General features: G+C 70.0%; 21 protein-coding genes and 3 pseudogenes. 11 read left to right on the plus strand and 13 right to left on the minus strand.

The window, feature by feature from the left end:
- Positions 1–1168 precede the first annotated feature (1168 nt).
- The 4 genes and pseudogenes from sdhC to HNR73_RS05410 form a co-directional block, all read left to right on the plus strand.
- Positions 1169–1975, plus strand: a complete 807-nt coding sequence (sdhC, locus tag HNR73_RS05395) for a succinate dehydrogenase subunit SdhC (RefSeq protein WP_184786137.1) — start codon at positions 1169–1171, stop codon at positions 1973–1975.
- An 11-nt stretch (positions 1976–1986) separates the two neighbouring features.
- Entirely contained in the window at positions 1987–3909 is a 1923-nt protein-coding gene (locus HNR73_RS05400) for a fumarate reductase/succinate dehydrogenase flavoprotein subunit (protein WP_184786138.1), read from the plus strand.
- A pseudogene (locus HNR73_RS05405) lies at positions 3906–4840 on the plus strand (succinate dehydrogenase/fumarate reductase iron-sulfur subunit); the annotation flags it as partial. The gene HNR73_RS05400 and the pseudogene HNR73_RS05405, both read left to right, overlap by 4 nt.
- Positions 4841–4843: 3 nt before the next feature.
- Positions 4844–5323 (plus strand): annotated as a pseudogene (locus HNR73_RS05410) (isochorismatase family protein); the annotation flags it as partial.
- 37 nt (positions 5324–5360) lie between these two features.
- Here HNR73_RS05410 and HNR73_RS05415 read toward each other — a convergent pair.
- The 4 genes and pseudogenes from HNR73_RS05415 to HNR73_RS05430 form a co-directional block, all read right to left on the minus strand.
- The gene (locus HNR73_RS05415) at positions 5361–6368 is read right to left on the minus strand and encodes a WD40 repeat domain-containing protein (RefSeq protein ID WP_184786141.1); all 1008 of its coding nucleotides are present in this window, start codon (positions 6366–6368) and stop codon (positions 5361–5363) included.
- Between the two features lie 15 nt (positions 6369–6383).
- Positions 6384–7502 (minus strand): serine hydrolase domain-containing protein, encoded by a 1119-nt coding sequence (locus tag HNR73_RS05420; protein ID WP_184786142.1) that lies wholly within the window; start codon positions 7500–7502, stop codon positions 6384–6386.
- Positions 7503–7638: 136 nt separating this feature from the next.
- Positions 7639–7830 (minus strand): annotated as a pseudogene (locus HNR73_RS39515) (response regulator transcription factor); the annotation flags it as partial.
- Positions 7831–8132: 302 nt separating this feature from the next.
- Positions 8133–8357, minus strand: a complete 225-nt coding sequence (locus HNR73_RS05430) for a hypothetical protein (protein ID WP_184786143.1) — start codon at positions 8355–8357, stop codon at positions 8133–8135.
- 143 nt (positions 8358–8500) lie between these two features.
- Here HNR73_RS05430 and HNR73_RS05435 point away from each other — a divergent pair, with 143 nt between their 5' ends.
- Entirely contained in the window at positions 8501–9271 is a 771-nt protein-coding gene (locus HNR73_RS05435) for a helix-turn-helix domain-containing protein (protein ID WP_184786144.1), read from the plus strand.
- Entirely contained in the window at positions 9271–9447 is a 177-nt protein-coding gene (locus HNR73_RS05440; protein ID WP_184786145.1) for a DUF397 domain-containing protein, read from the plus strand. The genes HNR73_RS05435 and HNR73_RS05440 overlap by 1 nt, the downstream gene beginning before the upstream one ends.
- Before the next feature lie 49 nt (positions 9448–9496).
- On the opposite strand, the gene purE is transcribed toward HNR73_RS05440, so the two are convergent.
- The 4 genes from purE to HNR73_RS05460 all read right to left on the minus strand — a co-directional run bounded on the left by purE (position 9497) and on the right by HNR73_RS05460 (position 13125).
- Complete coding sequence (purE, locus tag HNR73_RS05445) at positions 9497–10006, minus strand: 5-(carboxyamino)imidazole ribonucleotide mutase (RefSeq protein WP_184786146.1); 510 nt, start codon at positions 10004–10006, stop codon at positions 9497–9499.
- An 18-nt stretch (positions 10007–10024) separates the two neighbouring features.
- Positions 10025–11176 (minus strand): 5-(carboxyamino)imidazole ribonucleotide synthase, encoded by a 1152-nt coding sequence (locus HNR73_RS05450; RefSeq protein WP_184786147.1) that lies wholly within the window; start codon positions 11174–11176, stop codon positions 10025–10027.
- Positions 11177–11241: 65 nt separating this feature from the next.
- A complete protein-coding gene (locus HNR73_RS05455; RefSeq protein ID WP_184786148.1) occupies positions 11242–12078 on the minus strand; it encodes an Ig-like domain-containing protein in 837 nt (278 codons plus the stop codon).
- A gap of 165 nt (positions 12079–12243) precedes the next feature.
- Positions 12244–13125, minus strand: a complete 882-nt coding sequence (locus tag HNR73_RS05460) for an Ig-like domain-containing protein (RefSeq protein ID WP_184786149.1) — start codon at positions 13123–13125, stop codon at positions 12244–12246.
- 332 nt (positions 13126–13457) lie between these two features.
- Here HNR73_RS05460 and HNR73_RS05465 point away from each other — a divergent pair, with 332 nt between their 5' ends.
- The 4 genes from HNR73_RS05465 (at position 13458) to HNR73_RS05480 (ending at position 17561) form a co-directional block, all read left to right on the plus strand.
- Positions 13458–15857, plus strand: a complete 2400-nt coding sequence (locus HNR73_RS05465) for a sigma-70 family RNA polymerase sigma factor (RefSeq protein WP_184786150.1) — start codon at positions 13458–13460, stop codon at positions 15855–15857.
- Positions 15854–16300, plus strand: coding sequence for a GtrA family protein (locus HNR73_RS05470; protein ID WP_239122033.1), 447 nt, complete (start codon positions 15854–15856; stop codon positions 16298–16300). Before HNR73_RS05465 ends, HNR73_RS05470 begins: the two co-directional genes overlap by 4 nt.
- Positions 16301–16445: 145 nt before the next feature.
- Positions 16446–17069: a GtrA family protein gene (locus HNR73_RS05475; protein ID WP_275414555.1), complete on the plus strand. Its 624-nt coding sequence runs from the start codon at positions 16446–16448 to the stop codon at positions 17067–17069.
- Between the two features lie 9 nt (positions 17070–17078).
- Positions 17079–17561, plus strand: coding sequence for a MaoC/PaaZ C-terminal domain-containing protein (locus HNR73_RS05480; RefSeq protein ID WP_184786152.1), 483 nt, complete (start codon positions 17079–17081; stop codon positions 17559–17561).
- A gap of 52 nt (positions 17562–17613) precedes the next feature.
- On the opposite strand, the gene HNR73_RS05485 is transcribed toward HNR73_RS05480, so the two are convergent.
- From HNR73_RS05485 to HNR73_RS05495, 3 genes are all read right to left on the minus strand, one after another.
- Positions 17614–18162, minus strand: a complete 549-nt coding sequence (locus HNR73_RS05485; protein WP_184786153.1) for a PH domain-containing protein — start codon at positions 18160–18162, stop codon at positions 17614–17616.
- A 76-nt stretch (positions 18163–18238) separates the two neighbouring features.
- Positions 18239–19204 (minus strand): helix-turn-helix domain-containing protein, encoded by a 966-nt coding sequence (locus HNR73_RS05490; protein WP_184786154.1) that lies wholly within the window; start codon positions 19202–19204, stop codon positions 18239–18241.
- A gap of 123 nt (positions 19205–19327) precedes the next feature.
- On the minus strand, positions 19328–20164 hold the full coding sequence (locus HNR73_RS05495) for a biotin--[acetyl-CoA-carboxylase] ligase (protein WP_184786155.1): 837 nt from the start codon (positions 20162–20164) through the stop codon (positions 19328–19330).
- Between the two features lie 168 nt (positions 20165–20332).
- On the opposite strand from HNR73_RS05495, the gene HNR73_RS05500 reads away from it, so the two are divergent.
- A complete protein-coding gene (locus tag HNR73_RS05500; RefSeq protein ID WP_184786156.1) occupies positions 20333–21916 on the plus strand; it encodes an acyl-CoA carboxylase subunit beta in 1584 nt (527 codons plus the stop codon).
- 520 nt (positions 21917–22436) lie between these two features.
- Here HNR73_RS05500 and HNR73_RS05505 read toward each other — a convergent pair.
- Together HNR73_RS05505 and HNR73_RS05510 are read right to left on the minus strand one after the other, a co-directional pair.
- The gene (locus tag HNR73_RS05505) at positions 22437–23111 is read right to left on the minus strand and encodes an ABC transporter ATP-binding protein (RefSeq protein ID WP_184786157.1); all 675 of its coding nucleotides are present in this window, start codon (positions 23109–23111) and stop codon (positions 22437–22439) included.
- A 1-nt stretch (position 23112) separates the two neighbouring features.
- Positions 23113–24549, minus strand: coding sequence for an ABC transporter permease (locus HNR73_RS05510; RefSeq protein ID WP_184786158.1), 1437 nt, complete (start codon positions 24547–24549; stop codon positions 23113–23115).
- Positions 24550–24648 lie beyond the last annotated feature (99 nt).

The following is a 24648-nucleotide window of genomic DNA, read 5'->3' on the forward strand; positions in this document are numbered from 1 at the left end:
CGGGACGCGGCCAGAACGCCGGAACGCGGCCGCCGCAGCGGCTTGGGGCGCAACTCCGGAGCGGGCGGTTGGGACGGAGCGCGCGGCAGCGGTGCGGCCATGGCCGGGGACGGGCAATGGACGCCGTGCAGATGGAGGGGCCCACGGGCGGGCCACCCGACGCCGGCGACTTCACCGGCCACCGGACAGTGATGACCGCCCGCTCGGGACATCCACCCGCACGTGAAGATCTTTCACCCCGGCGGAACTGTCACATCACGCCCGTAGAGTGATTTTTGGGGCCCCCTTGCGGCATGGGGAGGCGTGTGCCCACAGGGTTATCCACAACCCGCGAGTAATCCACAGGCTCGCTCCCGGCTCCTTGCGCGGTATCCGCCGCTGCCCTCCGCAACCCGCTTCGACCCGCATCCCGGCCGACCCCCGCCGTCCGGACCCGCAGTCGAGGCGCCGGGCGAGTCACCCCGGCCGCCCGGGCGCCTCGGCGCCGCGGCTGCGACCGCCCAGCCGCCGGCCACCCGGCCGCCCGGCCGCCGTCGCCCCGGCCACCCAGCCACCCAGCCACCCAGCCACCCAGCCACCCAGCCACCCAGCCACCCAGCCACCCAGCCACCCAGCCACCCAGCCACCCAGCCACCCAGCCACCGCAGCTTCGGCCGCAGCCGCAGCGACGGCAAGTCACCCCGGGCTCGACCGGCGAACCACCTTCCCTACGCCGGCCTCATTCGGGCCCGCTCGACGACCCGGCGTTCGCCCGCCCTCGCGACCCGCCCGGCGCGAGCGGCCGGTCGGCACCGTCCCGCCGCAGCCGCGCCGTCCCTCCACAAGCGACCCGCCCCGCCCCACCGTCCACGTGCAACTCCCCCACCCGCCTTCCAAGCAAAACCCGCACCCCGAAAAACCGCCCACACCCCCATTCCCAACCCCCGATCCCACCCCGAACTAAGGCTCCCCTTACACATTCCCGCCCGCCTCGGCACCGTCCAATGTGTGACCACTCGGCGATTTTCCGGGCTCAGCGCACGCCCCCCGCGAGCCCTCTGAGTATGCTGCCTGCCACATCTGTAGGAAGAGCCGCGGCGTAACGTGTGCACCGGCATGCGAGCTATGTCGTTTACGTACGGCGACACTGTGCCTGGCTCGCACTCACCGCTCAGGGAGCGTACGAAGGATGACAACAACGGCAGCGACGCCGCCACGTCCGCGGGCTGCGATCGCCGAGCGAACCCTGCGGACCGATCGATGGTGGCTCACTCCACTGTTGACATTCCTCGGTCTCGCCGGTTTCCTCGTCTATGCGACGGTGCGGATCTTCGTCGACACCGACTACTGGGTCGACGCCTACCACTACCTCGCGCCTTTCTACTCCCCCTGTCTCGCCGACAGCTGCGTCCCCGGCTCGTCGCACTTCCTGGGTTCGCCTTTCCCGCAGTTGCCGTCATGGATGAGCCCCGCCATGATCATTCTGGTGCTGCCCGGCGGATTCCGCGCAACCTGCTACTACTACCGGAAGTCCTACTACCGCTCCTTCTGGCTCTCGCCGCCCGCGTGCGCGGTTCCCGACGGCCACAAGAAGTACACCGGTGAGACGCGCTTCCCGCTGCTGGTCCAGAACGTCCACCGCTACTTCTTCTACGCGGCGGTCCTCGTCGGCGCGGTGCTGACCTACGACGCCACGCTCTCCTTCCACGGCAAGGACGGCGGCTTCGGCATCGGCCTCGGCACCGTCATCCTGTGGCTCAACGTGGTCCTGATCTGGGCCTACACGCTCGGCTGCCACTCCTGCCGCAACATCGTCGGCGGCCGCCTCACGCACTTCTCGAAGCACCCGATCCGCTACTGGATGTGGACCCAGGTCGGCAAGCTGAACAAGCGGCACCAGTTGTTCGCGTGGCTGTCGATGTTCTCCGTGGTCGCCGCCGACGCCTATGTCTGGGCCGTCTCCGCGGGCATGACCGATCTGCGGATCTTCAACTAGGAGCTTTGGACATGGTCGACAACAACATCACGCGTCACTCCTTCGACGTCGTCGTCATCGGCGCCGGCGGTGCCGGCCTGCGCGCGGCGATCGAGGCGAGGCTGGCGGGCAAGAAGACCGCGATCATCTCCAAGTCGTTGTTCGGCAAGGCCCACACGGTCATGGCCGAGGGCGGCGCCGCCGCCGCGATGGGGAACGTCAACTCCAACGACAACTGGCAGGTCCACTACCGCGACACGATTCGCGGCGGGAAGTTCCTCAACAACTACCGGATGGCCGAACTCCACGCCAAAGAGGCGCCGGACCGGATCTGGGAGCTGGAGACCTACGGTGCGCTCTTCGACCGCACCAAGGACGGCAAGATCAGCCAGCGCAACTTCGGCGGTCACGAATACCCGCGTCTCGCCCATGTCGGCGACCGCACGGGCCTGGAACTGATCCGCACCCTCCAGCAGAAGATCGTTTCCCTTCAGCAGGACGACTTCCGCGAGTTCGGCGACTACGACGCGCGACTGGCCGTTTTCGCCGAGACCACCATCACCGAACTGATCTTGGACGACGGCAAGATCGCCGGCGCCTTCGGATACCGCCGGGAAGACGGCGAGTTCCTGCTTTTCGAGGCGCCCGCGGTCATTCTCGCCACCGGCGGCGTCGGGAAGTCCTTCAAGGTCACCAGCAACTCCTGGGAGTACACGGGGGACGGTCACGCCCTCGCCATGCGCGCGGGCGCGAACCTGGTCAACATGGAGTTCCTCCAGTTCCACCCGACGGGCATGGTGTGGCCGCTGTCGGTCAAGGGCCTGCTGGTCACCGAGTCGGTTCGCGGCGACGGCGGCGTGCTCCGGAACTCCGAGGGCAAGCGCTTCATGTTCGACTACATCCCCGAGGTCTTCAAGGCGCAGTACGCCACGACCGAGGAGGAGGGCGACCGCTGGTACACCGACCCGGACAACAACAAGCGCCCTCCGGAGCTGCTCCCGCGTGACGAGGTCGCCCGCGCGATCAACTCCGAGGTGAAGGCCGGCCGCGGCACCGAGCACGGCGGCGTCTTCCTCGACGTCTCGACGCGCATGAAGCCCGAGGAGATCATCAAGCGCCTCCCGTCGATGCACCACCAGTTCAAGGAACTGGCCGACGTCGACATCACCAAGGTGCCCATGGAGGTCGGGCCGACGTGCCACTACGTCATGGGCGGCGTCGAAGTCGACCCGGACTCGGCGGAGTCGGCCGTGCCCGGTCTCTTCGCGGCCGGTGAGGTCTCCGGCGGCATGCACGGCTCGAACCGGCTCGGCGGGAACTCGCTGTCGGACCTGCTCGTCTTCGGCAAGCGCGCCGGGGAGTACGCGGCCCTGCACGTCGACCGGCTCGCCGACGCGCGTCCGGTCGTGTCGCAGGAGGCGCTCGACGCCGCCGTCGCCAAGGCGCTCGCGCCGCTGGTGGACGACCCGTCGGACGGCGAGAACCCGTACACCGTCCAGTACGAGCTCCAGGACATCATGCACTCCCTCGTCGGCATCATCCGCCGGGCCGAGGAGCTCGAAGACGCGCTGGTCAAGATCGCCGAGTTCAAGAAGCGGCTGGCCAACGTCCGCGTCGGCGGCGGCCGGAAGTACAACCCGGGCTGGCACCTGGCGATCGACCTGCACAACATGCTGCTGTGCAGCGAGGCCGTCGCCAAGGCGGCGCTGGAGCGCACCGAGAGCCGCGGCGGTCACACCCGCGACGACCACGGCAAGATGGACCCGTCCTGGCGCAAGGTCAACCTGGTCTGCTCCTACGCCGACAACGGTGTCGCCCTGCGCCGCCAGCCGGTCCCGACGATGCCCCACGAGCTGCTGAGCCTCTTCGAGCGGTCGGAGCTGGCGAAGTACCTCACCGATGAAGAGATCGCGGCGTTCGACTCGAACGGCTCGAAGGACGGTGACAAGGAATGAGCACCACCAGGCACTTCCGCGTGTGGCGGGGTGACGATGAGGGCGGTCAGCTGACCGACTACGACGTCGAGGTCAACGAGGGCGAGGTCGTCCTCGACATCATCCACCGGCTCCAGGCCACCCAGGCCCCCGAACTGGCCGTGCGCTGGAACTGCAAAGCCGGCAAGTGCGGGTCCTGCTCGGCCGAGATCAACGGCAAACCCGGCCTGCTGTGCATGACCCGCATGAACACCTTCGGCGAGGACCAGACGGTCACCGTCACGCCGGTCCGGACCTTCCCCGTCATCAAGGACCTCGTCACCGACGTGTCCTTCAACTACGAGAAGGCCCGCGAGATCCCGGCGTTCACGCCCCCGGCCGACCTCAAGCCCGGTGAGTACCGGATGCAGCAGGTCGACGTGGAGCGCTCGCAGGAGTTCCGCAAGTGCATCGAGTGCTTCATGTGCCAGAACGTCTGCCACGTGATCCGCGACCACGAGGAGAACAAGGAGGCCTTCGCCGGCCCCCGGCTGTTCATCCGCGCCGCCGAACTCGACATGCACCCCCTCGACGCCCGCGATGACCGCAAGGAATTCGCCAAGGAAGAGCAGGGTCTCGGGTTCTGCAACATCACCAAGTGCTGCACCGAGGTCTGCCCCGAACACATCAAGATCACCGACAACGCGATCATCCCGATGAAGGAGCGCGTCGTCGACCGCAAGTACGACCCGCTGACCTGGCTGGGCCGGAAGATCTTCCGCCGCGACCAGCTCGAAAGCGGCGCCAAGTAGCGAGCCCCGAAGCGCCCCACCGGACGACCGGTGGGGCGCTTCTCCATGCCCGCGACGGGTCGTCGATCATGTTCGGGGTGAACACCCCCGCCGCGCCCGTCCAGGCGCTCCTCGTCATCGACGTCCAGCACGCCGGCGTTACCGGTGACGGCGCCGTCCCCGCCGCCCGCACGCTCCTGGCGGCGGTCGCGACGCTGCTCGACCGCGCGAGGGCGGCGGGCGTGCCCGTCGTGCACGTCCAGAACGACGGGAAGCCCGGTGAGGCCGACGAACCCGGCACGCCCGGCTGGCAGCTGCGCCTGCCCGTCGCCGACGGCGAGACGGTCCTGCGCAAGACCCGCGCCGACTCCTTCGAGGGCACCTCGCTGCGCGGGTTCCTCAGCGGCCACGGCGTCGCCTCGCTGGCGGTGTGCGGCGTGATGTCCGACGTCTGCGTGTCCGCGACGGCCCGCACCGCCCTCGACCTCGGCTACCGGGTCGTCCTGCCGCACGACGCGCACGCCACGCAGGACATCCCGGCGGTGCCGTGGCTCGACGAGGTCGTCCCGGCGGCGGTCGCCGCGCGGGCGGCGGAGTGGGCGCTGAGCACCGGCGCGGAGATCACCGCGAGTGCCGCGGAGGTCGTTTTCGAGCGCGCGAGGTAACGACCGTGCAACGATTCGGGCCGGGAGTGATCTCGCGTTATCGGTAAGCGACCGAATCGAGGTCCCACAGGCGCAGGAAACCGTCGCGGCCGCCGGTGACCGCGACGGTCCGTCCATCAAGGACGGTCACGCGGACCGCGTGGACGTCGCGCTCGTGGGCGTCGGCCTCCGCGACCGGCCGCAGCTCCGTCAGGTCCCACATCCGCACGCGGCCGCCGGCGGTGCCGGTCACCGCGATCGGCCTCCCGGCGACGGCACCGGTGTCCATGCAGCGGATCCCGGTTTCGTCGAAGTCGTCGGCCTCCTCGTCCTCCTCCGCGGGTGAGGACCACACGCCGGTGGCCGGGTCGCCGAGCAGGACGACGTCGTGCCCGGCGGCGACCACCCGCTCGGCTCCGTCCACGGTGGCCACTCCGACGCCGTGGACCGCGATGTCGGGCTCGGCGAAGTTCCTTACGCACTCGCCCTTCTCGACGTCCCAGACCGACACGGTCCCGTCCCACTGCCCCCACACGACGACCGGCACGCCGCCGAGTTCGGCGACCGCGACGTCGCCCGTCCCGTCGAAGCCGCCGAGGAACTCCGGCGGTTCGGCGGCGTCGCCGCCGTCGGCGTCCCAGACCCGCAGGCGCGGCGGGGCGCTGCTGTCGCCGGCGAGCAGGACCGGCCGCCCACCGAGTGCACCGCCGCGCGCGCGGCCGACCCCGGCGTGCCCGAGCCTGGCGTGCGAGCGGACCGCGCCGGTCTCCAGGTCCCACAGGGCGAAGGGCTGGTGCTGGGCGCCTCCCCCGACGACGATCCGGCCGTCGGCGACGACCGCGGCGATCGCGTCGATCTCGGTGAAGTCCATGCCGTCGCCGGAGCGGAAGGGCATGTCGAGCGGGTGGTGCCGCCATTCGTCGGCGGCGGGGTCCCAGGTGTGGACGGCACCTCCGGCGTCGGCGCAGACGGCGAGCAGGCGGCCGTCGTGGTGGACCAGGTCGAAGTCGTCGATCCCGCCGCGGGAAGGGAGCCGGCTCTCACGGAATGGGTGGAACGTCGTCATGGTCGGCGACTCTATCTAGGCGGCCCGACACAGCGCGGTGGCGAGGATCGACGTGATCTCCTCCTGCGTTGCCCCGCGCTCGTAAGGGTTGTAGTTCAGCGTGGCGACGCGGCCGTCGTCGGTGCGCAGGCTGTAGGTGAGGTAGCCGAGGAGCTGACCACCGTGCCCTGTTGCGGTGGTACCGCAGGGAAGCGCGAACTCCTGGAGCCCGAGCCCGTACTCGAAGATCGTTCCGGTCGGCACGGTCGTCCGCATCGCCTGCAGGGCTTCGGGACTGGTGAGCCGGCCGCCGAGGAGCGCGCCGAAGAAGCGGTTGAGGTCGGCGGTCGTCGAGATCATCTCGCCCGCGGCCCAGTCGAGCGACGGGTTCTGCTCGGTGGCGTCGACGAAGGCACCGTCCACTGTGGTGTATCCGTGCGCGTGCGGTTCGGGGACGGACGGGTCGTCGCCGGGAAGGCTGGTGTGGCGCATGCGAAGCGGGTCGAGGATCCGTGCGCCGATCTCGTCGGCCAGGGTGTTGCCGGTGAGGCGCTCGACCAGGACGCCCGCGACGATGTAGTTCGTGTTCGAGTAGTGCCAACCGGGCTCGGGCTCATCGGGGGTGGTCGCGAAGGCGATGTCGAGCAGTTCGCCCGGCTCGTAGGAGTCGAAGCGCGCGTCGCCGCGCCAGCGGTTGGTCGACATGCCGGGCTCGCTCATGTAGTCGTGCAGACCGCTGGAGTGGTCGAGGATCTGCCGGACGGTGATGTCGCCGCCGCCGGGCACCAGACCCGGCAGGTGCTCGCCGATCGGGTCGTCGAGGCCGAGGAGGCCCTCGTCGACGAGCTGGAGCACGACCGTGGCCACGAAGCTCTTGGTGACGCTGCCGATCCGGAAGTGCCCGCGCGGGTCGGCCGGCGCGGAACCGTTCAGTTCGGCGGTTCCGGCCGCGCCGGACCAGTGCGAGCGGCCGTCGTCGACGCGCAGGAGCGCCGCCGAGGCCGCCCCGCCGTCGACGAGGGCGTCGAGCCCGGCCTGGAGCTCGGCGCCGGGGAGCTTCGGGGGCGCCTCGGCGTTCGCGTCGAGTGCGGTGACGCCGAGGCCGGCGGCCACGGCGAGGGTGAGGACTGCGGTGAGGATTCGCTTTCTGGTCATGCCCGGAAAGCTACGGATGGGCACGGCGCGCGACATTGCGGACGATCCCAGGGAACGTTGCGGGAAACCGCAGGGACCGGGTATGCCCGGCGATACCGCGTTCGAAGGTGCGGGGGCGGGGGCCGGCGTCACCGGCTCACGCGATGAGGCCGGTCCGGAACGCGATCGCCACGGAGTGGGCTCGGTCCCTCGCCCCGACTTTCTTGAACATGCGGCGGGCGTGGGTTTTCACCGTGTCCTCGGCGATGTGGAGCTCGCGGGCGATCATCGCGTTGCTCTTGCCTTCGCTCATGCCGCGCAGAACCTGCATTTCGCGGGAGGAGAGGCCGAAGAGGAGCCGTTGGCGCTGCTGGGGTTCGGTGAGTGCGACACCGGTCGCGGGAGGCGTGTCACGGAGCGGGACGCCGAGGGACGAGGCGACGGCCAGGAGGACGCGCAGGCTCTCGCGGAGTTGGAGGGCGCGGCGGTCGCGGGCGGCTTCGCGGGCGAGGGTGCCGGACGCGGCTCCGGCGGCCCGCCACGCGGCGGCGTGGGTGGACATGTCGGGGAGTGCGGTGGGGAGGGCGGTGGAGAGAGGGATAGGGAGAGGGGTGGGGAGGGAACGGGTGTGGTCGGTGCGGTCGGTGTGGTTCATGACCGGGCCTCCTCGTCGTGGTCGGCGGTGTCGGGGAGGTCGGGGAGCACCCACGCCAATCGGCCCGCGAGGAACGCGGCCCCGGCGGTGAGCGTTGTGCCGCAGGCGAACCAGAACGGCCCCTCGTCGACACTGCTGAACCACGTGAGCCCGACGAGGCCTCCGGCCACGGTGGCGCGGAGGATCGTGTCGATCCAGCGGAGAAGCGTGGATGTGAGCATGGGCCCCTACCTCGATGTATGACCGGCGGTGATGACACCGGTACACAAGGGACGGTAGATTGCGGACATGCCGCAGACAATAGGACGCGTGCCGTTCTGCGTGTCGCGATCCGCCACGTGGCAATTCCTGCCACACTGCGCGAATGGCAGTCACGTTCACCAGGCGCCAGCTCGGGCGCCGTCTGAAGCGCTTGCGGGGCCAACGAAGCCTTCGCGAAGTGGAGGCGACAGGCATCGCCGGTTCCACCCGGACGATCCAGCGACTCGAATCCGGGCAGTCCATCTCGCTCACCTTCCCCGCGATCGGAAGACTCGCCGAGTACTACGGCGCTCCACCAGAGCTCTGCAAAGAGCTGGAGGAGATGTTCAAAGCCGCAGACCGCCCCTGGGGCGATAGCTACACGGACTCGATGATCAAAGGCTTCTCCCTGTTCATCGAGTTGGAGCAGACGGCGAGTGAGCTGCTGATCTACGAGCCGAACCTGGTCACCGGGCTGCTTCAGACCGAGGCGTACTCCACTGAGCTGTATCGCCGCCATGAAATCGGGGAGGTCGAGATCCGGCGATCGCTGGAGATCATGGAGCGCAGACAGCGGGCATTCTGGGACCGCACGCCCGTCCCGGCGCTCAAGGTCCTCATGGGGGAATGGGCGCTACGCGAAGCCGATCCCACGCAGCTCGAACGCCTGCGGGAAGCCACCGCCGAGATCCGCGTCCTGCCCATCGGCGGCGGCCCGCATCCCTTTCTGCGGGGCCCTTTCACGCTGCTGCGGTTCAGCGGCGAGGAGCCGGACTGCGTCTACGAGGAAGGCCCGGACGGCAGCCGGTACGAGGAGAAGCCCGCCACGGCCGAGATCTATCATCGTGTCTTCACACGGTCATGGGACCGAGGACGACCGATTGAGGAGTTCTGATGGTTGGCACCTCGCCGTGGAAGAAGTCCAGCCGGAGCCAGCAGGGTGGCCAATGCGTGGAGGCCAGGGCGAACACCGGCCTCTTCCAGATCCGTGACTCCAAACTCGCGGACAGCCCGATCCTCACTCTCACCCCCGCCGAGTGGTCCGGTCTCCTAGCCACTCTCAAGCGCTGACAACCCAAGTGCCCCACCGGTCGCGGTGGGGCACTTCAACGTCCGTCGCCTACTTCTTCAGCGACGCTCTCAACACGGCATCCTTCTCCGCGACCATCCGCTCCAGCCCCACCTGGTGGTCGCGCAGCGCCGCCGTCAGGGTCTCGTCGGCGACGGCGAGGATCCTCGCGGCCAGGATGCCCGCGTTCTTCGCGCCCCCGATCGCCATCGTCGCCACCGGAATCCCGGCGGGCATCTGGACGATCGACATCAGCGAGTCCATCCCGTCCAGGTACTTCAACGGCACGGGCACTCCGATGACCGGCAGCGTGGTCGCCGAGGCGACCATGCCGGGAAGATGGGCGGCACCGCCCGCACCCGCGATGATCACGCGCATGCCGCGGTCCACGGCGGAATCGGCATAGGACAACATCCCGTGGGGCGTGCGGTGGGCCGAGACGACCCGCACTTCGTAGGTGACGCCGAACTCGTCCAACACCTCGGCGGCGGGCTGCATCGTCGGCCAGTCGGAGTCGCTGCCCATGATGATCCCGACCAGCGGGTGCGCACCTTCAGTCATGCCCACATCGTCGCAGACTCAGTGCTCGATGTGGCCAACCCCGTCGCGCAGCCAGATCGCCGCCGCCTGGGCTCGCGCCCGCAGCCCGTCCAGATCGTCGCCGAGGACGGTGACGTGCCCGATCTTGCGGCCGGGCCGCACGGCCTTCCCGTACAGGTGCACCTTCGCGCCCGGGTCACCGGCCATGAGGTGGTGCAGCCGCTCGTCGACACGCATCCCGCCGGGCTCGCCGCCGAGCACGTTGGCCATCACGACCCACTTCGCCGTCAGCGCCGTCTCCCCCAGCGGGTAGTCGAGCACACCCCTGAGGTGCTGCTCGAACTGCGAGGTCCGCGCGCCTTCAATCGTCCAGTGCCCGCTGTTGTGCGGGCGCATGGCCAGCTCGTTGACGAGGATGCGCCCGTCGGCGGTCTCGAACAGCTCGACGGCCATGATCCCCGTGACGCCCAGCTCGCCGGCGAGCGACACGGCGAGGCGCTGCGCCTGCGCGCCCAGGTCCTCCGAGAGGCCCGGCGCGGGCGCGATCACCTCGACGCAGATCCCGTCGCGCTGCACGGTCTCCACGACCGGGTAGGCCGCGACCTGCCCGAACGGCGAGCGCGCGACGACGGCCGACAGTTCGCGGGCGAGCTCGACCTTCTCCTCCGCGATGAGCCCGACGCCGCCGGCGACGACCTCGGCGGCCTCGTCGGCGGTCGACACGACCCACACGCCCTTCCCGTCGTAGCCGCCGCGGGTCGCCTTCAGCACGCACGGCAGGCCGAAGGCCTCGACGTCGGCGAGCGACCCGACCGGTGCCCAGCGCGGGACGGGTGCGCCGAGTTCGGTGAGGCGCTCGCGCATGGCCCGCTTGTCCTGGGCGTAGATGAGCGCGTCTGCCGACGGCTGCACGTTGACGCCCTCGGCGGCGAGCGCGCGGATGTGCTCCCCGGGGACGTGCTCATGGTCGAAGGTGACGGCGTCGCAGTCCTTGGCGAAGGCGCGCAGCGCGTCGAGGTCGGTGTGCGAGCCGATCTGGACGTCGGCGGCGACGAGGGCCGCGCCGTCGGTCTCGGACTCGGCGAGGACGCGCAGGGACTGGCCGAGCGCGATGGTCGCCTGGTGGGTCATGCGGGCGAGTTGTCCGCCGCCGACCATGCCGACCTTGGGGAGTTGCGTGTGCTGGTCCATCGCGGTGAAGCGTAACGAGGCCCGCACCGGCCTTGACCGGGGCGGGCCTCGTTATGGAGTGTGGGTTACACCTCGATGCGACGACGACGCGCGACGAGCAGCGCGCCGGCACCGGCGATGAGGACGCCGCCGCCGATGAAGCCGAGGGTCGTCAGGGACGAACCCGTCTTGGCGAGGGGGCCCTTGGTCTTGCTGGGGCTGGGGCTCGGGCTGGTGCCCGGGCCGCCGGCGCCGCCTTCGGGGCTGACCTTGATGGTCACCGTGGCAGTGTCGGTGAACTTGCCGGCCTTCAGCTGGTAGGTGAAGGTGTCGGTGCCGCTCCAGTCCTTGTCCGGCGTGTAGGTGAACTCGCCGGTCTTCTCGTTGAAGTCGAGCTTGCCGTGCTGGGGCTCGCTGAGAAGGGTGATGGCCGCGCGGTCGGCGCCGACATCGTTGCTGTCGACGTCACCGGTGATCGGCGTGTTCACCTTGCCGGGGAACTCGTCGTCAATGGCTTCGAGCTTGAAGGCGACGTTGTAGGTGATCTTGAAGTTCCACTCGGTGGGCTCACCGTCGTGGCCGTCGCTCACCAGGGCGGTGAAGGTCGCCGTGCCGTCAAGGTCGTCGGTGCCGGTGTACACGACCGAGGTGGCGCCGTCGCCGACCTTGGCCGAGCCGGGGCCGGTGACGGAGCCGACGCTGAGCACCTTGAGCTCGTCGCCGTCATCGTCGTTGCAGCCGCCGCTGTCTTCGACGTTGAACGTCAGGGCCGCACCGACGAAGTCGGTCTCGGCCGTGTCGCAGGTCGGCGCGTGGTTCTCACCATCGTGCGCCGAGGCCATCACCGGCGCCGCCAGCGCCAGTGCGAAGGCGGCCGCGCCCACCCCTAGGGCACGGACGGTGTTTCGGGATGTGCGGGTCATGATCGGGCATTCCTCCCCGTAGGCAGTCCACTGTGGTGTGAACACGTTTCGAATTCTCCTACGGTTGCGCCACATTCTTTGCCCCGTAAAGGATCAAGGAAAAGGCCCGGATCGCCTTTCGGCGATCCGGGCCTTTGCGCGCACAATGCCGGGTGGAGATCCCCGCTAGATCGCGGAGCCCGACTCCTTGCGGCGACGGGTGAACCACAGCGCGACCGCACCGGCGCCGAGGGCGCCCGCACCGGTCACGGCGACGGTCGGCAGGGACATGCCGGTCTTGGCCAGCTTGTCCTTGTCGGCCTTGTTGTCGGTGCCGTTGTTGCCACCGTTGTTGTTGTCGCCGCCGTTGTCGTTGTTGCCGTCGTCATCGCCGTCGTCGTCGCCACCGCCGCCGCCGGCGGCCGTGATCTTGACGCTGACGGTGGCGATGTTGCTCGACTCGCCGTCGTTCTCCAGCTTGTAGGAGAAGGTGTCGTTGCCCGACGCGTTGGCGTTCGCCTTGTAGGTGAAGGCGCCGTTCGCGCTGAGCGTGACGGTTCCCTTGCCGGGCTCACCGACGAGGACCGCGTCCCAGTCGCCGGCCGGCACGTCTTCGGTGCCGTCGTTGTCCTTGACGTTGCCCTTCAGCGACCCACCGGCCTTGACGGCCGGGAAACCCGAGTCGTTGTTGGCCTGGGGCACCTCGGGCTCGTCGAACAGCGTGATCGTGATGATCCACTGAGCCTCATCGCCCGCTTCGTTCTCGACATCGGCGGTGACCACGAGGTCGCCACCGACGCCGGGCAGGCCGGTCACCGTCACCGAGGCGTCGTCCTCGCTCGCGGTGCCGAGACCCTGGTCCCAGTTCAGGCCGGTGATCGTGAGCGTCTCAGCGGGCGAGCACGAGTCCTTGGTCTGGAAGGTGTGCTCGCCCAGACCCGATTCCGTCTTCGAAGTGCAGTTGAACTTCTCATCGGCCGAGGCCATCGCGGGAGCCGCGAGGGCGAGTACAAAAGCAGCCGCACCGGCTCCGGCCAGCCGCGCCGTACGTGGCGCGAGATTCTTCATTTACCGGTCCTCCGTCCCCGATAGTTCGACAGTCGACTATCAGGGCGAGGATAGGGCAGACGATCAACTCTCGCCCACCTCCCGAAAGCGTTGAAACCACAACGATTCCGGTCATTTCAACCGCTGAGTGCGCCCCTCATTACATAACGTTTCGGCCACTTATCTGTCCAATAGGGACCGACCGGTCGATGATAGTCGCCTAAGCGACTGTCGAGATTGCGCGTCCCAGCCCGCATACGGCCGCATTGTCCCCTAGTCTGTGATGGCCTGGTGACAGGTGCACGACCGACAGTCACATGCTCGAAGCCCGACCAGCGAAAGACTCCACGCCGATGGCGACCGCACCGCACCCCGGCGGAGAGCCGCCCACCGACGCCGACAACATCGTCAGCGACGCCGACCTGATCCTCGCCACCCGCGGCGGTGACACCACGGCGTACGGCGAGCTGTACGCGCGGCACGTCGGAGCGGCGAACCGCCTGGCCCGCATCCTCGCCCGGGACGGCGCCGAGGCCGACGACCTCGTCTCGGAGACCTTCGCCAAGGTCCTGACCACCATGCGCAACGGGCGCGGTCCGGACCTGGCCTTCCGCGCCTATCTGCTGACGACGCTGCGGCACACCTTCTACGACCGCACCAAGCGGGACAAGAAGATCGAGTTCACCGACGACATGACCCGCCACGACCGCGGCGAGACCTTCGAGGACCCGGCGGTGGCCGGCATGGAGCGCCGCTACGCCGCGCGCGCCTTCAAGCGCCTTCCGGAGCGATGGCAGGTCGTGCTGTGGCACACCGAGGTGGAGAAGGAGTCCCCGAAGGACGTCGCGGTCCTGCTCGGGCTGAGCCCCAACGGCGTGTCCGCGCTGGCCTACCGGGCGCGCGAGCGGCTGCGGCAGGCCTTCCTCCAGGAGCACGCCGCCGACACCTCCGACGCCGACTGCCAGTGGACCGCCGACCGCCTCGGCGCGCGCGTGCGCGCCGGCCTGTCACCGCGCGACTCGCAGAAGGTCGACACGCACCTGGAGGACTGCGCGCACTGCAAGCTGCTGTTCATCGAACTGGGCGAACTCAACCGTTCCATCCCGAAGGAGATCGCCTTCATCGTCCTGGGCACGGCCGCGGTGCCGTACCTGGGCGTCGGTGTGAAGGCAGTGGCGGCGGGCGCGGGTCTGGGCACACTCGTCAAGGCCTACTGGCTGTGGGTCCTCAAGGCGGGCAACAAGGTCCGGCAGGTCGCGCAGCAGATGGGCGGGAAGGGCGCGGCCGTCGGCGGCGGTGTCGCGGTCGTCGCGGCCGTCGTCGCGCTGATCCTCATCGCCAACGAGTCGCCGCCTCCCCCGCCGGTCGCCGATCCGCCGCCGGCGAACGTCCCGGCAGGTGAGGATCCACCTCCCCCGCCGGACGATCCCGCCGATCCGCCGCCGCCCCCGCCGAACGACCCGCCGACGCCCGATCCGACACCGTCGAAGCCGGGCGCGACGCCGCCTCCGCCGGACAAGCCGGCCAAGGACTTCGCGATCTTCACGCCGGAGATCGGCAGCGATCTCGTCGCCGGGGACGCCGGGACACTGCCGATCACGGTGCGCTCCCCCGAGCGGGCCTCCGTCGGCACCGAAGGAGGCGAGGGCGGTGGTGTCCTCACCGGACGAAAGGCGGCACCGGACGACGTCGTGCTCGTCGCGTCCGTGCCCAAGGGCGTGAAGCTCGAAGGGAAGGACGCCGGCGACGGCTGGTCCTGCGTGGACGGTCCCGAAGGGCCGAAGACCAACGACATCACCTGCAAACGCGCGCGGCTCAAGCCGGGCACGAGCAGTACCGCCCGGCTCAAGCTCGACATCCCCAAGCAGGTCAGTGGTTTCCAGAGCGTGAAGGTCACCGTCGACACCACCGACCGGCAGGGCGAGGCGCGGCTGCGCATCGCCATCGCGCCGAAGGGCATGTCGACGGCCTACGCGAGCACGAAGGCCACCGGGATCGCCATCGCCGGCGACACCCTGATGACCTGCAAGAAGCAGCCGCACTGCCTCGAAGGCCCGCTGCTGGACAACCACACGCGGCGGATGGCGCCCTACGTCGGCTCCGACCCCGACGTCGCGGTCAGCTCGGCGAAACTGAGCCTGCCCTCGGGTGCCGCGGTGACCTGGGCGGGTCTCTACTGGACCTCCTCGGGCGACAGCGTCCCCCGCCACGTGCAGCTCAGCGGTCCCGGTGGGAGCCGCAAACTCAGCGCCGACCGCGTCTTCAGCGGCACCGAACGGGCCGTGACGCAGGCGATGGCCGAGGTCACCGACCTGATCCGCGCGGGGAACTGGAAGGTCTCCCTCGACGCCGACCTGCTCCCCTCGGGCATCACCAAGTACGCCGGGTGGAGCCTCGTCGTCGCCTACGACACCGGCCCCGACAACGAGGTCGGCGTCTACGAGGGCCTCGCCCAGCCGCGCCACGACCACACCCTCGACCTCCAGATCGAGCACTCCGGTCCGGTCACCGTCGGCTTCGTCCTCTGGGACGGCGACCGCACCCTCGGCGGCGACTGCGCCAAACTCGGTTCGGCGACCGTCGGCGACGGCGGCAACCTCGGCGCCAGCCACGCCAACGGCTCCGGCGAGGACCACACCTTCGGCGTCGACGCCACGACCTACAAGGTGAACACCTCGCCATCCAACGAGACGCTCACGGTCTCGACGGGCTGGGACCCGCTCGACATCGGCGTATTGGCGACGGCGGCGTGACGACCGGCGGCACGCGCAAGCGCCTGCGCGCGCTGGCCGCCGAGTTCGGCAAGTTCGGCACCGTCGGCGTGCTCGCCTACGCCGTCGACGTCGGGCTGTTCAACGTCGGGATGCTCGCCCTGCACTGGCCCGACCTGGCCGCCAAATGCCTCTCCACGGCGATCGCGGCCACACTGGCCTTCGCCGGCAACCGCTTCTGGACCTGGCGGCACCGGGCCCGCTCCGGCCTGCACCGCGAATACGCGCTGTATTTCCTGTTCAACGCCATCGGGCTCGGCATCGCGCTGGGCTGCCTCGGCGTCAACCGCCTCCTCGCCGGGGAATGGCCAGGCGTGTTCGGCGGGCCCCTCGCCGCCAACATCGCCGCGAACGTCGTCGGCGTCGGACTCGGCACCCTCTTTCGCTTCCACGCCTATCGCCGCTGGGTTTTCCGCGACCTGTGACCGGCGTCGCGCGTCACGGTCGCGCATCGCTTGCGCGTCGGTCATGTCACCGAAAGAGACCCGATTACGCCATGAACTGGTGAGTTCCCTCGCTCATGTGAGCGCTTGTCAGCAACTCATCAGCGAAGGCGCGTACCGTGGCCGGGTGCGTTTGCTTGAAAAGCTGCCCCCAAAGTGGCGATCTCTGGCCGAGGAGATCGCCAAATTCGGTTTGATCGGCGGCGTCAACACCGTCATCACCTTCGTGGTGTTCAACGCATTCCTCGGGATCGGCGCCATCAAGGCGACCGTCATCTCGACGGTGGTCGCGACCACGGCCTCCTACTTCCTCAACCGGCACTGGACTTACCGCCATCTGCCGAAGAAGGCCCTGCGCCGCGAATACGTGCTCTTCGCCTTCTTCAACGGCGTCGGCATGCTCATCGACGCCGGTTTCATGGGCCTGGCCACCTACGGACTCGGCTTCGACCCCAAGCGCGACGTGCTCGCCTACAACATCTTCAAGCTCGGCGCGCTCGGCATCGGCACCATCTTCCGCTTCTGGGCCTACCGCACCTTCGTGTTCGGCGCCACCAAGAACGGGCCCGCCGTCACCACCGCCGAGGACCCCGCACCCGTCTCGCCCGCCCCGGCCGGCGCGGCCATGGTCGCCCCCGGCGGACCGGTCACCCCCGAGGCCGCCGAGGCCGTCGACGACGCCTTCGCCGAGATACTCGCCGCCGACGCACTCGACGAGACCGACACCACGACCTCCCAGCGCCTGCGGTGACGGCCCGGCATGCCGCCACTGTCGGGTAGCGAACCGCTCTGGTTCTACGAGGACCTCCACCCCGGCCGCGTCTTCGACCTCGGCGTCGTCGAGGTCACCGAGACCGACATGCTCGCCTTCGCCGAACGCTTCGACCCGCAGTGGTACCACCTCGACCCCGAACTGTCCGCGAAAGGCCCCTTCGGCGCGGTCACCGCCAGCGGCTGGTTCACCGCCTCGGTGTTCATGCGCGCCTACGTCGACAACGTCCTCGTGCACGCCGCCGCCGACGCCTCCCCGGGCGTGGAGGAACTGCGCTGGCCCGCACCCGTCTACGCCGGCGACCACCTCGCCGGGCAGGTCGAGATCCTCGACCGCCGCCCCTCCGAGGCCAGGCCGGGACTCGGCACCCTCACCCTCGCCGGGACGCTCACCAACACCGCCACCGGCCGCCAGGTGCTGCGCACCCGCTTCCGCGGCTGGTTCGCGATGCGCGAGGAGACCCCGGAATGACGAAAGGCGCCACCGGTGACCCGGCGGCGCCCACCTCGTCCGTTCCGACGGGCTAGACCCGTGGCGGCGGCTGCGTGGCGAGCGGCGGCTCGTCGTCGCCGGCCCCCATGCGCCGGTCGTGGTCCTCCTCGACGAGGCGGTACAGCGTCGACTGCGCGTTCTCGACCTGCGGCATGTCCTTCAGGACCTGCTGGCCGCGCTCGCCCGCCGACTCCACCACGAGCGTCCCGAAGCGGAACATGCGTTCGATGACGCCCTGCTCGAAGGACACGTCGTTGATGCGGGCCAGCGGGATGTCGCGGCCTTTGCGGGTGATGACGCCGGTGCGGAGGAGCACGCGGTGGGTGGTGAAGACGTAGTGGGTCGTGGCCCAGCGCACGTAGGGCGCGACGACCAGCCACACCATGAGCACGGCGATGACGGCCCAGCCGACGGCCTGCGCGATCGAGCCCCAGGAGTCGGGCAACGCGAGCATCCCCACCGTCCCGAACGCCGCGATCAGCACGAACCACACGATCGGCATGAACAGTTCTTTCCAGTGCGGATGCGTGTGGAGGATCAGTTCCTCGTCGTCTTGGAGCAGGTTGTTCGGGAAGCCCATGCTTGGCAACGTACCGTGCCGAAACCAGCCCCTCAAGCCGAACCGCGCGGGGTCGGCCGGATGGGGCCGAACCGGGTCAGACCCAGCCCCTCCGGGCCGCCTGCCAGCCGAGCTGGATGCGTGTGTCGACGCCGGCGACGTCCATCAGGTCACGGACCCGCCGCTGCACCGTGCGCAGGCCCACGCCGAGCCGCGCGGCGATCGTCTGGTCGGTGAGTCCGGCCAGCAGCAGGGACAGCAGCATCCGGTCCTCCTCGGAGCTGAACGGCGCGTCCTCGTCGGACTGGGGCGCGGGGACCGCGTCGGTCCAGACCTGCTCGAACAGGGCCGCGGCCAGCGCGACGAGGGCCGGATGCTCGGTGGCCAGCGCGACGGGCTGCGTGCCGGGCTCGGCGATGATCGCGGCCTCGTCGTCGGCGATGATGATCTTGAGGGGGACGGCGGCCGCGAACCGGACCTCCTCACCGCGGGCGGTGAGCTCGCGGATGCGGTCGACCTGACCGTGCAGGTCGAGCATGGCCTTCTCGTAGACCATCCGGTAGCGCACGCCCCGGCCGAGCGCCTCGTCGTGGATGGTGAGGTCGGAGCGCGCGGTCATGCGCGGGGTCCGGACGAAGGCGCGCATCTGACGGGTGGCGCGGCGCTGCATCTGGTCGATGCGGGAGCGCAGGGCCGCCTCGCCGGAGATCGTCTCGGCCTCGTCGCCGCCGTGGCGGCGCTGGGCGTCGCGGTAGGCGCTGACGAGACCGTGAAGGGCGTCGTAACCGTGTCGAAGCGCTTCGAAACGGTCGGCGAGGAGCCCGCCGAGGGCGGTGTCCGGGGGCACGGCGGTGAAGAGGTCGTCGGCGTGCATGCGGGCCAGGCCGCGCTCGGTGAGGGCGATGAGGAGGGCGGCGCTCTCGGCGACGTCGAGGTCGAGGGCGGCGGCCAGCGTCGCGGCGTCGGTGCGCGCCAGATTCATCAGGGCGCGGTAGGCGCGCTCCTCCTCGGCGGCCAATCCGATGGTGTGCAACGAATGCCCGCCGTTCTGTTCTTCGGCCACGGCACCTCCCCGTATGCCCGCGAGCCAACCGTACTACCCGCCGGGGTCGCAACTCACGTCTAGGAACATTCCAAAAGGGATCACGAAAATCCAGTGGTAATCGTTGCACCTGAGACACAGTCGTTACCTGTCCACTGTGGGGCGAAGGTGCACGACGTCGGCCGCGGCGACCGCGGTCCGGCCCCCGTCGTGGGCGATGACGAGGCGGCCGTCGTCGTCGACGGTCTCCGCGCGGCCCACGAGAGCGCCCCCGTCGGGCAGCTCAGCGCGCACTTCGGCACCCAGCGTGGCGCAGGCGGCACGGTAGTCGGGGGCGAGTCCGGAGGCCTCCGGGTCGCCGCCGACGTAGGTCCAGGCGCGGTAACGGCGGTCGAGGCGGTCGAGGAGCCCGGCGAGCAGGCGTGTGCGGTCGAGTGTGCGCGCGCCGGCGAGGGCCAGCGATGTCGCGTCGGGGCGCGGGAGCTCCTCGACGGTCAGTGTCACGTTGAGCCCGATGCCGAGGACGACGGCGGGCGTGCCCCCGTTGCCGCTGCCGGGGACGAGCTCGGCGAGGATCCCGGCGCTCTTGCGCGCCTCGGGGCCGGCGAGCAGGTCGTTGGGCCACTTCAGCCGCGCCTCGGCCCCGGCCACCTCACGGACGGTGTCGGCGAGGGCGACGCCCGCCAGCAGCGGCAGCCAGCCGAAGCGGGAGGCGGGGACGGTCGGGCGCAGGAGGACGCTGACGGCGACGCCCGCGCCCGACGGCGACGTCCAGCCCCGGCCGAGGCGCCCACGGCCGGCGTCCTGCCGGTCGGCGGTGAGGACCTCGCCCTCGGGGGCGCCCTGGCGGGCGAGTTCGGCGAGGTCGGCGTTGGTGGAGCCGGTCACGGCGAGGACGCGCAGGCCGGTCCACAGGCCGCCGTTGAGGACGGCGGCGCGCAGGGCGGGCTCGTCGAGGGGTTCGCGTCCGGGTGTCGGCATGGGTCCATCTCACCACCTGGCGGTTCCAGGGGTGCGGGAACACCCCCCGGGGGTTCGGTCGCGGGCTCGGCGAGCGCCGCTCCCCCATGCGTTTCGGTGAGCCCGCGCGCCCCCTGCCGACACGACTCGCCGCATACGGCATCGGTCGGTGACAGTACGATCGCGTGCGTGACCGAGCAGCCGAAGATCGACACGCACACCACCGCGGGCAAACTCGCCGACCTGCGCGCACGCCTCGACGCGGCCACGCACGCCGGCAGTTCCCGCGCGGTCGAGAAGCAGCACGCGCGCGGCAAGAAGACCGCCCGCGAGCGCATCGCGCTGCTCCTCGACGAAGGCTCCTTCGTCGAACTCGACGAACTCGCGCGGCACCGGTCGACGACCTTCGGCATGGAGGCCAACCGGCCCTACGGGGACGGCGTCGTCACCGGCTACGGCACCATCGACGGACGCCAGGTGTGCGTGTTCGCGCAGGACTTCACCGTCTTCGGCGGCTCCCTCGGACAGGTCTTCGGCGAGAAGATCGTCAAGGTCATGGACCTCGCCGTCAAGACCGGCCGGCCCATCATCGGCATCAACGACTCCGGCGGCGCCCGCATCCAGGAAGGCGTCGTCTCCCTCGGGCTCTACGGCGAGATCTTCTTCCGCAACGTCCGCGCCTCCGGCGTCATCCCCCAGATCTCGCTCATCATGGGGCCCTGCGCGGGCGGAGCCGTCTACTCCCCCGCCGTCACCGACTTCACCGTCATGGTCGACCAGACCTCACACATGTTCATCACCGGACCCGACGTCATCAAGACCGTCACCGGTGAAGACGTCGGCATGGAGGAACTCGGCGGCGCCCGCACCCACAACGCCACCTCCGGCAACGCCCACCACCTCGCCGCCGACGAGGAGGACGCCGTCGACTACGTCAAACAGCTCCTCAGCTTCCTGCCCAGCAACAACCTCGACGAAGCCCCCGTCTACGACGCCGGCACGTCCCTCGAACGCTCCGGCGAGGACCTCGCCCTCGACGTCCTCATCCCCGACTCGGCCAACCAGCCCTACGACATGCACACCGTCATCGAGACCGTCCTCGACGACGGCGAGTTCTGCGAAGTCCAGCCCCTCTACGCGCAGAACATCATCGTCGGCTTCGGCCGCGTCGACGGCCGCTCCGTCGGCGTCGTCGCCAACCAGCCCATGCACTTCGCCGGCTGCCTCGACATCAACGCCTCCGAGAAGGCCGCGCGCTTCGTGCGCACCTGCGACGCGTTCAACATCCCCGTCCTCACCTTCGTCGACGTGCCCGGCTTCCTCCCCGGCACCGACCAGGAATGGAACGGGATCATCCGGCGAGGCGCCAAACTCATCTACGCCTACGCCGAGGCCACCGTCCCCAAGGTCACCGTCATCACCCGCAAGGCCTACGGCGGCGCCTACGACGTCATGGGGTCGAAACACCTCGGCGCCGACCTCAACCTCGCCTGGCCCACCGCCCAGATCGCGGTCATGGGCGCCCAAGGTGCCGTCAACATCCTCTACCGTCGCGAACTCGCCGAAGCCGACGACGTCGACACCCGCCGCGCCGAACTCATCACCGAATACGAAGACGCCCTCGCCAACCCCTACCTCGCCGCCGAACGCGGATACGTGGACGCGGTGATCGAGCCGTCGGCGACACGCGCGCACATCGTGCGCGGGTTGCGGGCGCTGCGGACGAAGAGGGAGACGTTGCCGCCGAAGAAGCACGGGAACATTCCGTTGTAGTGGCTCTGCGCTGGTTGGCTCGCTGCGCTCGCGATGCGGCTGGCGCCGCTGCGCGGCTTCGCCTCCGGGCTCGGGCCGCTTGCCGCTGGGTGGGGTGGGGGTCTCCGCCGCCTTTACCGGGTGGGGGCTGGCCTGGGGCGAGTGTTTGGTGGGTGGGGGTTGCGGGGCGGCTTTGGCGACCACCACGCCTTACGCAGCAGAGTTCGACCCCGAGGGGTGAGGGCCGCGCGGGCCGTTCGGCCCCGGGGGGTGTGGTCGCGCGGGTGTTCGGCGTGCGGGTTGGGGGCCGCGCGGGTGGTTGTCCACAACCGCCCGGTCATCCACAGCGAGCCGCGCTCACCTTCGCCACCCACGCCTGGACCGGCGCTACGGTCAGATTTAGGGCGGAGGCCGGGAGGCCCCTGGCGCCATTCACGTTTCGCGCAGGCGTCCGCACAACACCGAAGCACCCGCCCGGCCACCCATCACGCCACCGCCCGGCCACCCGCACGGCCTCCCACCACGCAACCCCCCACCCCCCTCACCGCCTCCCCAGCTTCCCCCTCCTCAAATGCAGCACCTCGTCGCTCGCCGCCGCCACCTGAGGCGAGTGCGTCACGATCACCACGCACTTCCCCTCCTCGTGGGCCAGGCGGCGGAACGTCTCGATGATCTCGCCCGCCGTGTCCTGGTCCAGGCTGCCCGTCGGTTCGTCCGCCAGGAGGACGTCCACGTCGCACGCCAGGGCCCGGGCGATCGCGACGCGTTGCTGTTGTCCGCCCGAGAGGCGGGCCGGGCGTCGGCGGCGGTCCGTTTCGTCGATGCCGAGGAGGTCGAGGAGTTCGGCGGCGCGGCGTTTGTGCGAGACACCGCGGACGCCCGTGATCTCCATGGCCGAGGTGATGTTCTGCGTCGCCGTGAGGTAGCCCAGGAGGTTGAGGGACTGGAAGACCGTCGCCACGTTCTTGTTGCGGTAGGCGGCCAGGCCGATGTCGGCGACGTCGCGGCCGCGGAAGGAGACCGTGCCCGACGTGGGGGCGTCGAGGCCTCCGGCGAGGGCGAGGAGCGTCGTCTTCCCGCTGCCGGAGGGGCCGACGACGGAGTACACGCGGCCCTCCTCGAAGTCGCACGTCACCCCTTTGAGCACGGTGCGCTTCTTGTTGCCGCTCGGGAAGACGCGGACCACATCGGTGAGCCGCAGGACGGGTGCCGTCACGTCATTCGCCTTTCGTGAGGATCTCGCGCGGCCGCAGCCGCAGGACACCGATGCCCGGGACGACCGTCGCCAGCAGGGCGATACCGATCCCGGCGGCACCGACCTTGACCAGGTCACCGGTACCGAGGCGGATGTCGAGACGGTCGACGGGCGCGACCTCCGGCGCCTCCGGCCCGCCCGCGCCACCGCTGGTGTCGCTGAGGCTCGGTCCCTCCGCCTGCGCTTCGGCCGACGCGCTGGCGACCTCACCGGACAGCAGGGCGTCGCCGACGGCCTTCGACAGGACCTGACTCACCCCGGCCGCGAGGGCTATCGCGACGAGCGCGCAGGCGGTTATCTCCACGACGTGCTGCCCGAGGATGCGGCCCTTGCCCTCGCCGAGCGACATGAGCACGCCCAGTTCGGGCCGCCGCTCACGCAGGGAGGAAGCGGCGATGAGTCCGACGATGACGAGCCCGGCGACCGACACCAGCCACACCGTGACGGTCGCGAAACCGGCGGTCTCGCCGATCGGCCCGACCAGCGCCCGGTACTGCTTGTCGTTGACGGTGAGCGGGAAGACCTCCAGGTCGGCGCCCGCCGCGGCCGCGTCGGCCTTGAGGCGGTCCAGGTCGTCGGGGTTTCCCAGCGTGAACGTGGCCCGGCGGATGACGCCGCCGCCGTCGGCGGGGTCCTTGCCCTGTAGCCGCGAGGAACCCTCGACGGTGCTGTAGATCGTGTTGCCCGGGTCGGACCCGGGCGGGGTGTAGCGCTCCAGGTCGGACTTCTTCTCGTCGCGGTAGATCCCGGTGACGGTGAACTCGACCATCACGTCCGCGGCCTCGGGGTTCCACTTCCCGCTCGACAGCGTGAACACGTCGCCGACGGACAACCCGTTCGCCCCGGCGAAGCGCTCCTCGATGAGCGCCAGGTTCCCCGTGCTGTCCGGCGCGATCCCCGACCCGGAGAGCAGCGACAGCGTCCCGTTGCGGAACCCGGGTTCCTGGCCGGTGTCCCGCACCCCGAAGACCGGGAAGAACTCCGCGATCGAGCCCAGGTCGAGGTCGGCCGGGGGCGGTACGGCGCGATAGAACGCGGCGCTCGCGGTCGGCACGGCGGCGCCCTCGGCGAGATAGTTGTAGCCGGTGACGACCGGGGAGGCGCCGATCCGGTCGGCGAGGTCGCGGTGCAGGTCGCCGCCCGCCCCGATCGCCATGCCCGACGGTCCGCCGCCCTCGTCGCCGCGCCCCTGCTTCGCCAGCAGCGCGTTCAGGTCGAGTTCCATCGTGGCGACCGCGCCGACCCGCCGCTTCGCCTCGTCGGCGGCCCGCGCGGCCGCCGACTGGATCAGGAAACCCGACAGCGACAGCGTGCAGATGACCAGGAACAACCCCGTCATCAGCAGCGTCCGGCCGATCCTGACGCGCAGGTGCCACCAGGCCCGTTTGAACAGATTCATCGTCTCCACTTCCGCAGGAGTGATCAGGTGCGGGCGCCGACGTTAGGCGGCCGGGGTTATGGCGGGCGTTCGCGCGGGCGCCCGCCGGGGCGTGCGCTC

Source organism: Phytomonospora endophytica (assembly GCF_014202425.1).
Lineage (GTDB): Bacteria > Actinomycetota > Actinomycetes > Mycobacteriales > Micromonosporaceae > Phytomonospora > Phytomonospora endophytica.

Bases quoted from the DNA above. Each gene is read 5' to 3' on its own strand.
- HNR73_RS05465 (WP_184786150.1), top strand. From the start codon at position 13,458: ATGGCGACCGCACCGCACCCCGGCGGAGAGCCGCCCACCGACGCCGAC.
- HNR73_RS05495 (WP_184786155.1), bottom strand. From the start codon at position 20,164: ATGCCGACACCCGGACGCGAACCCCTCGACGAGCCCGCCCTGCGCGCC.
- HNR73_RS05415 (WP_184786141.1), bottom strand. From the start codon at position 6,368: ATGACGACGTTCCACCCATTCCGTGAGAGCCGGCTCCCTTCCCGCGGC.
- HNR73_RS05460 (WP_184786149.1), bottom strand. From the start codon at position 13,125: ATGAAGAATCTCGCGCCACGTACGGCGCGGCTGGCCGGAGCCGGTGCG.
- sdhC (WP_184786137.1), top strand. From the start codon at position 1,169: ATGACAACAACGGCAGCGACGCCGCCACGTCCGCGGGCTGCGATCGCC.
- HNR73_RS05480 (WP_184786152.1), top strand. From the start codon at position 17,079: ATGCCGCCACTGTCGGGTAGCGAACCGCTCTGGTTCTACGAGGACCTC.
- HNR73_RS05510 (WP_184786158.1), bottom strand. From the start codon at position 24,549: ATGAATCTGTTCAAACGGGCCTGGTGGCACCTGCGCGTCAGGATCGGC.
- HNR73_RS05420 (WP_184786142.1), bottom strand. From the start codon at position 7,502: ATGACCAGAAAGCGAATCCTCACCGCAGTCCTCACCCTCGCCGTGGCC.
- purE (WP_184786146.1), bottom strand. From the start codon at position 10,006: ATGACTGAAGGTGCGCACCCGCTGGTCGGGATCATCATGGGCAGCGAC.
- HNR73_RS05430 (WP_184786143.1), bottom strand. From the start codon at position 8,357: ATGCTCACATCCACGCTTCTCCGCTGGATCGACACGATCCTCCGCGCC.
- HNR73_RS05435 (WP_184786144.1), top strand. From the start codon at position 8,501: ATGGCAGTCACGTTCACCAGGCGCCAGCTCGGGCGCCGTCTGAAGCGC.
- HNR73_RS05455 (WP_184786148.1), bottom strand. From the start codon at position 12,078: ATGACCCGCACATCCCGAAACACCGTCCGTGCCCTAGGGGTGGGCGCG.
- HNR73_RS05400 (WP_184786138.1), top strand. From the start codon at position 1,987: ATGGTCGACAACAACATCACGCGTCACTCCTTCGACGTCGTCGTCATC.
- HNR73_RS05440 (WP_184786145.1), top strand. From the start codon at position 9,271: ATGGTTGGCACCTCGCCGTGGAAGAAGTCCAGCCGGAGCCAGCAGGGT.
- HNR73_RS05485 (WP_184786153.1), bottom strand. From the start codon at position 18,162: ATGGGCTTCCCGAACAACCTGCTCCAAGACGACGAGGAACTGATCCTC.
- HNR73_RS05450 (WP_184786147.1), bottom strand. From the start codon at position 11,176: ATGGACCAGCACACGCAACTCCCCAAGGTCGGCATGGTCGGCGGCGGA.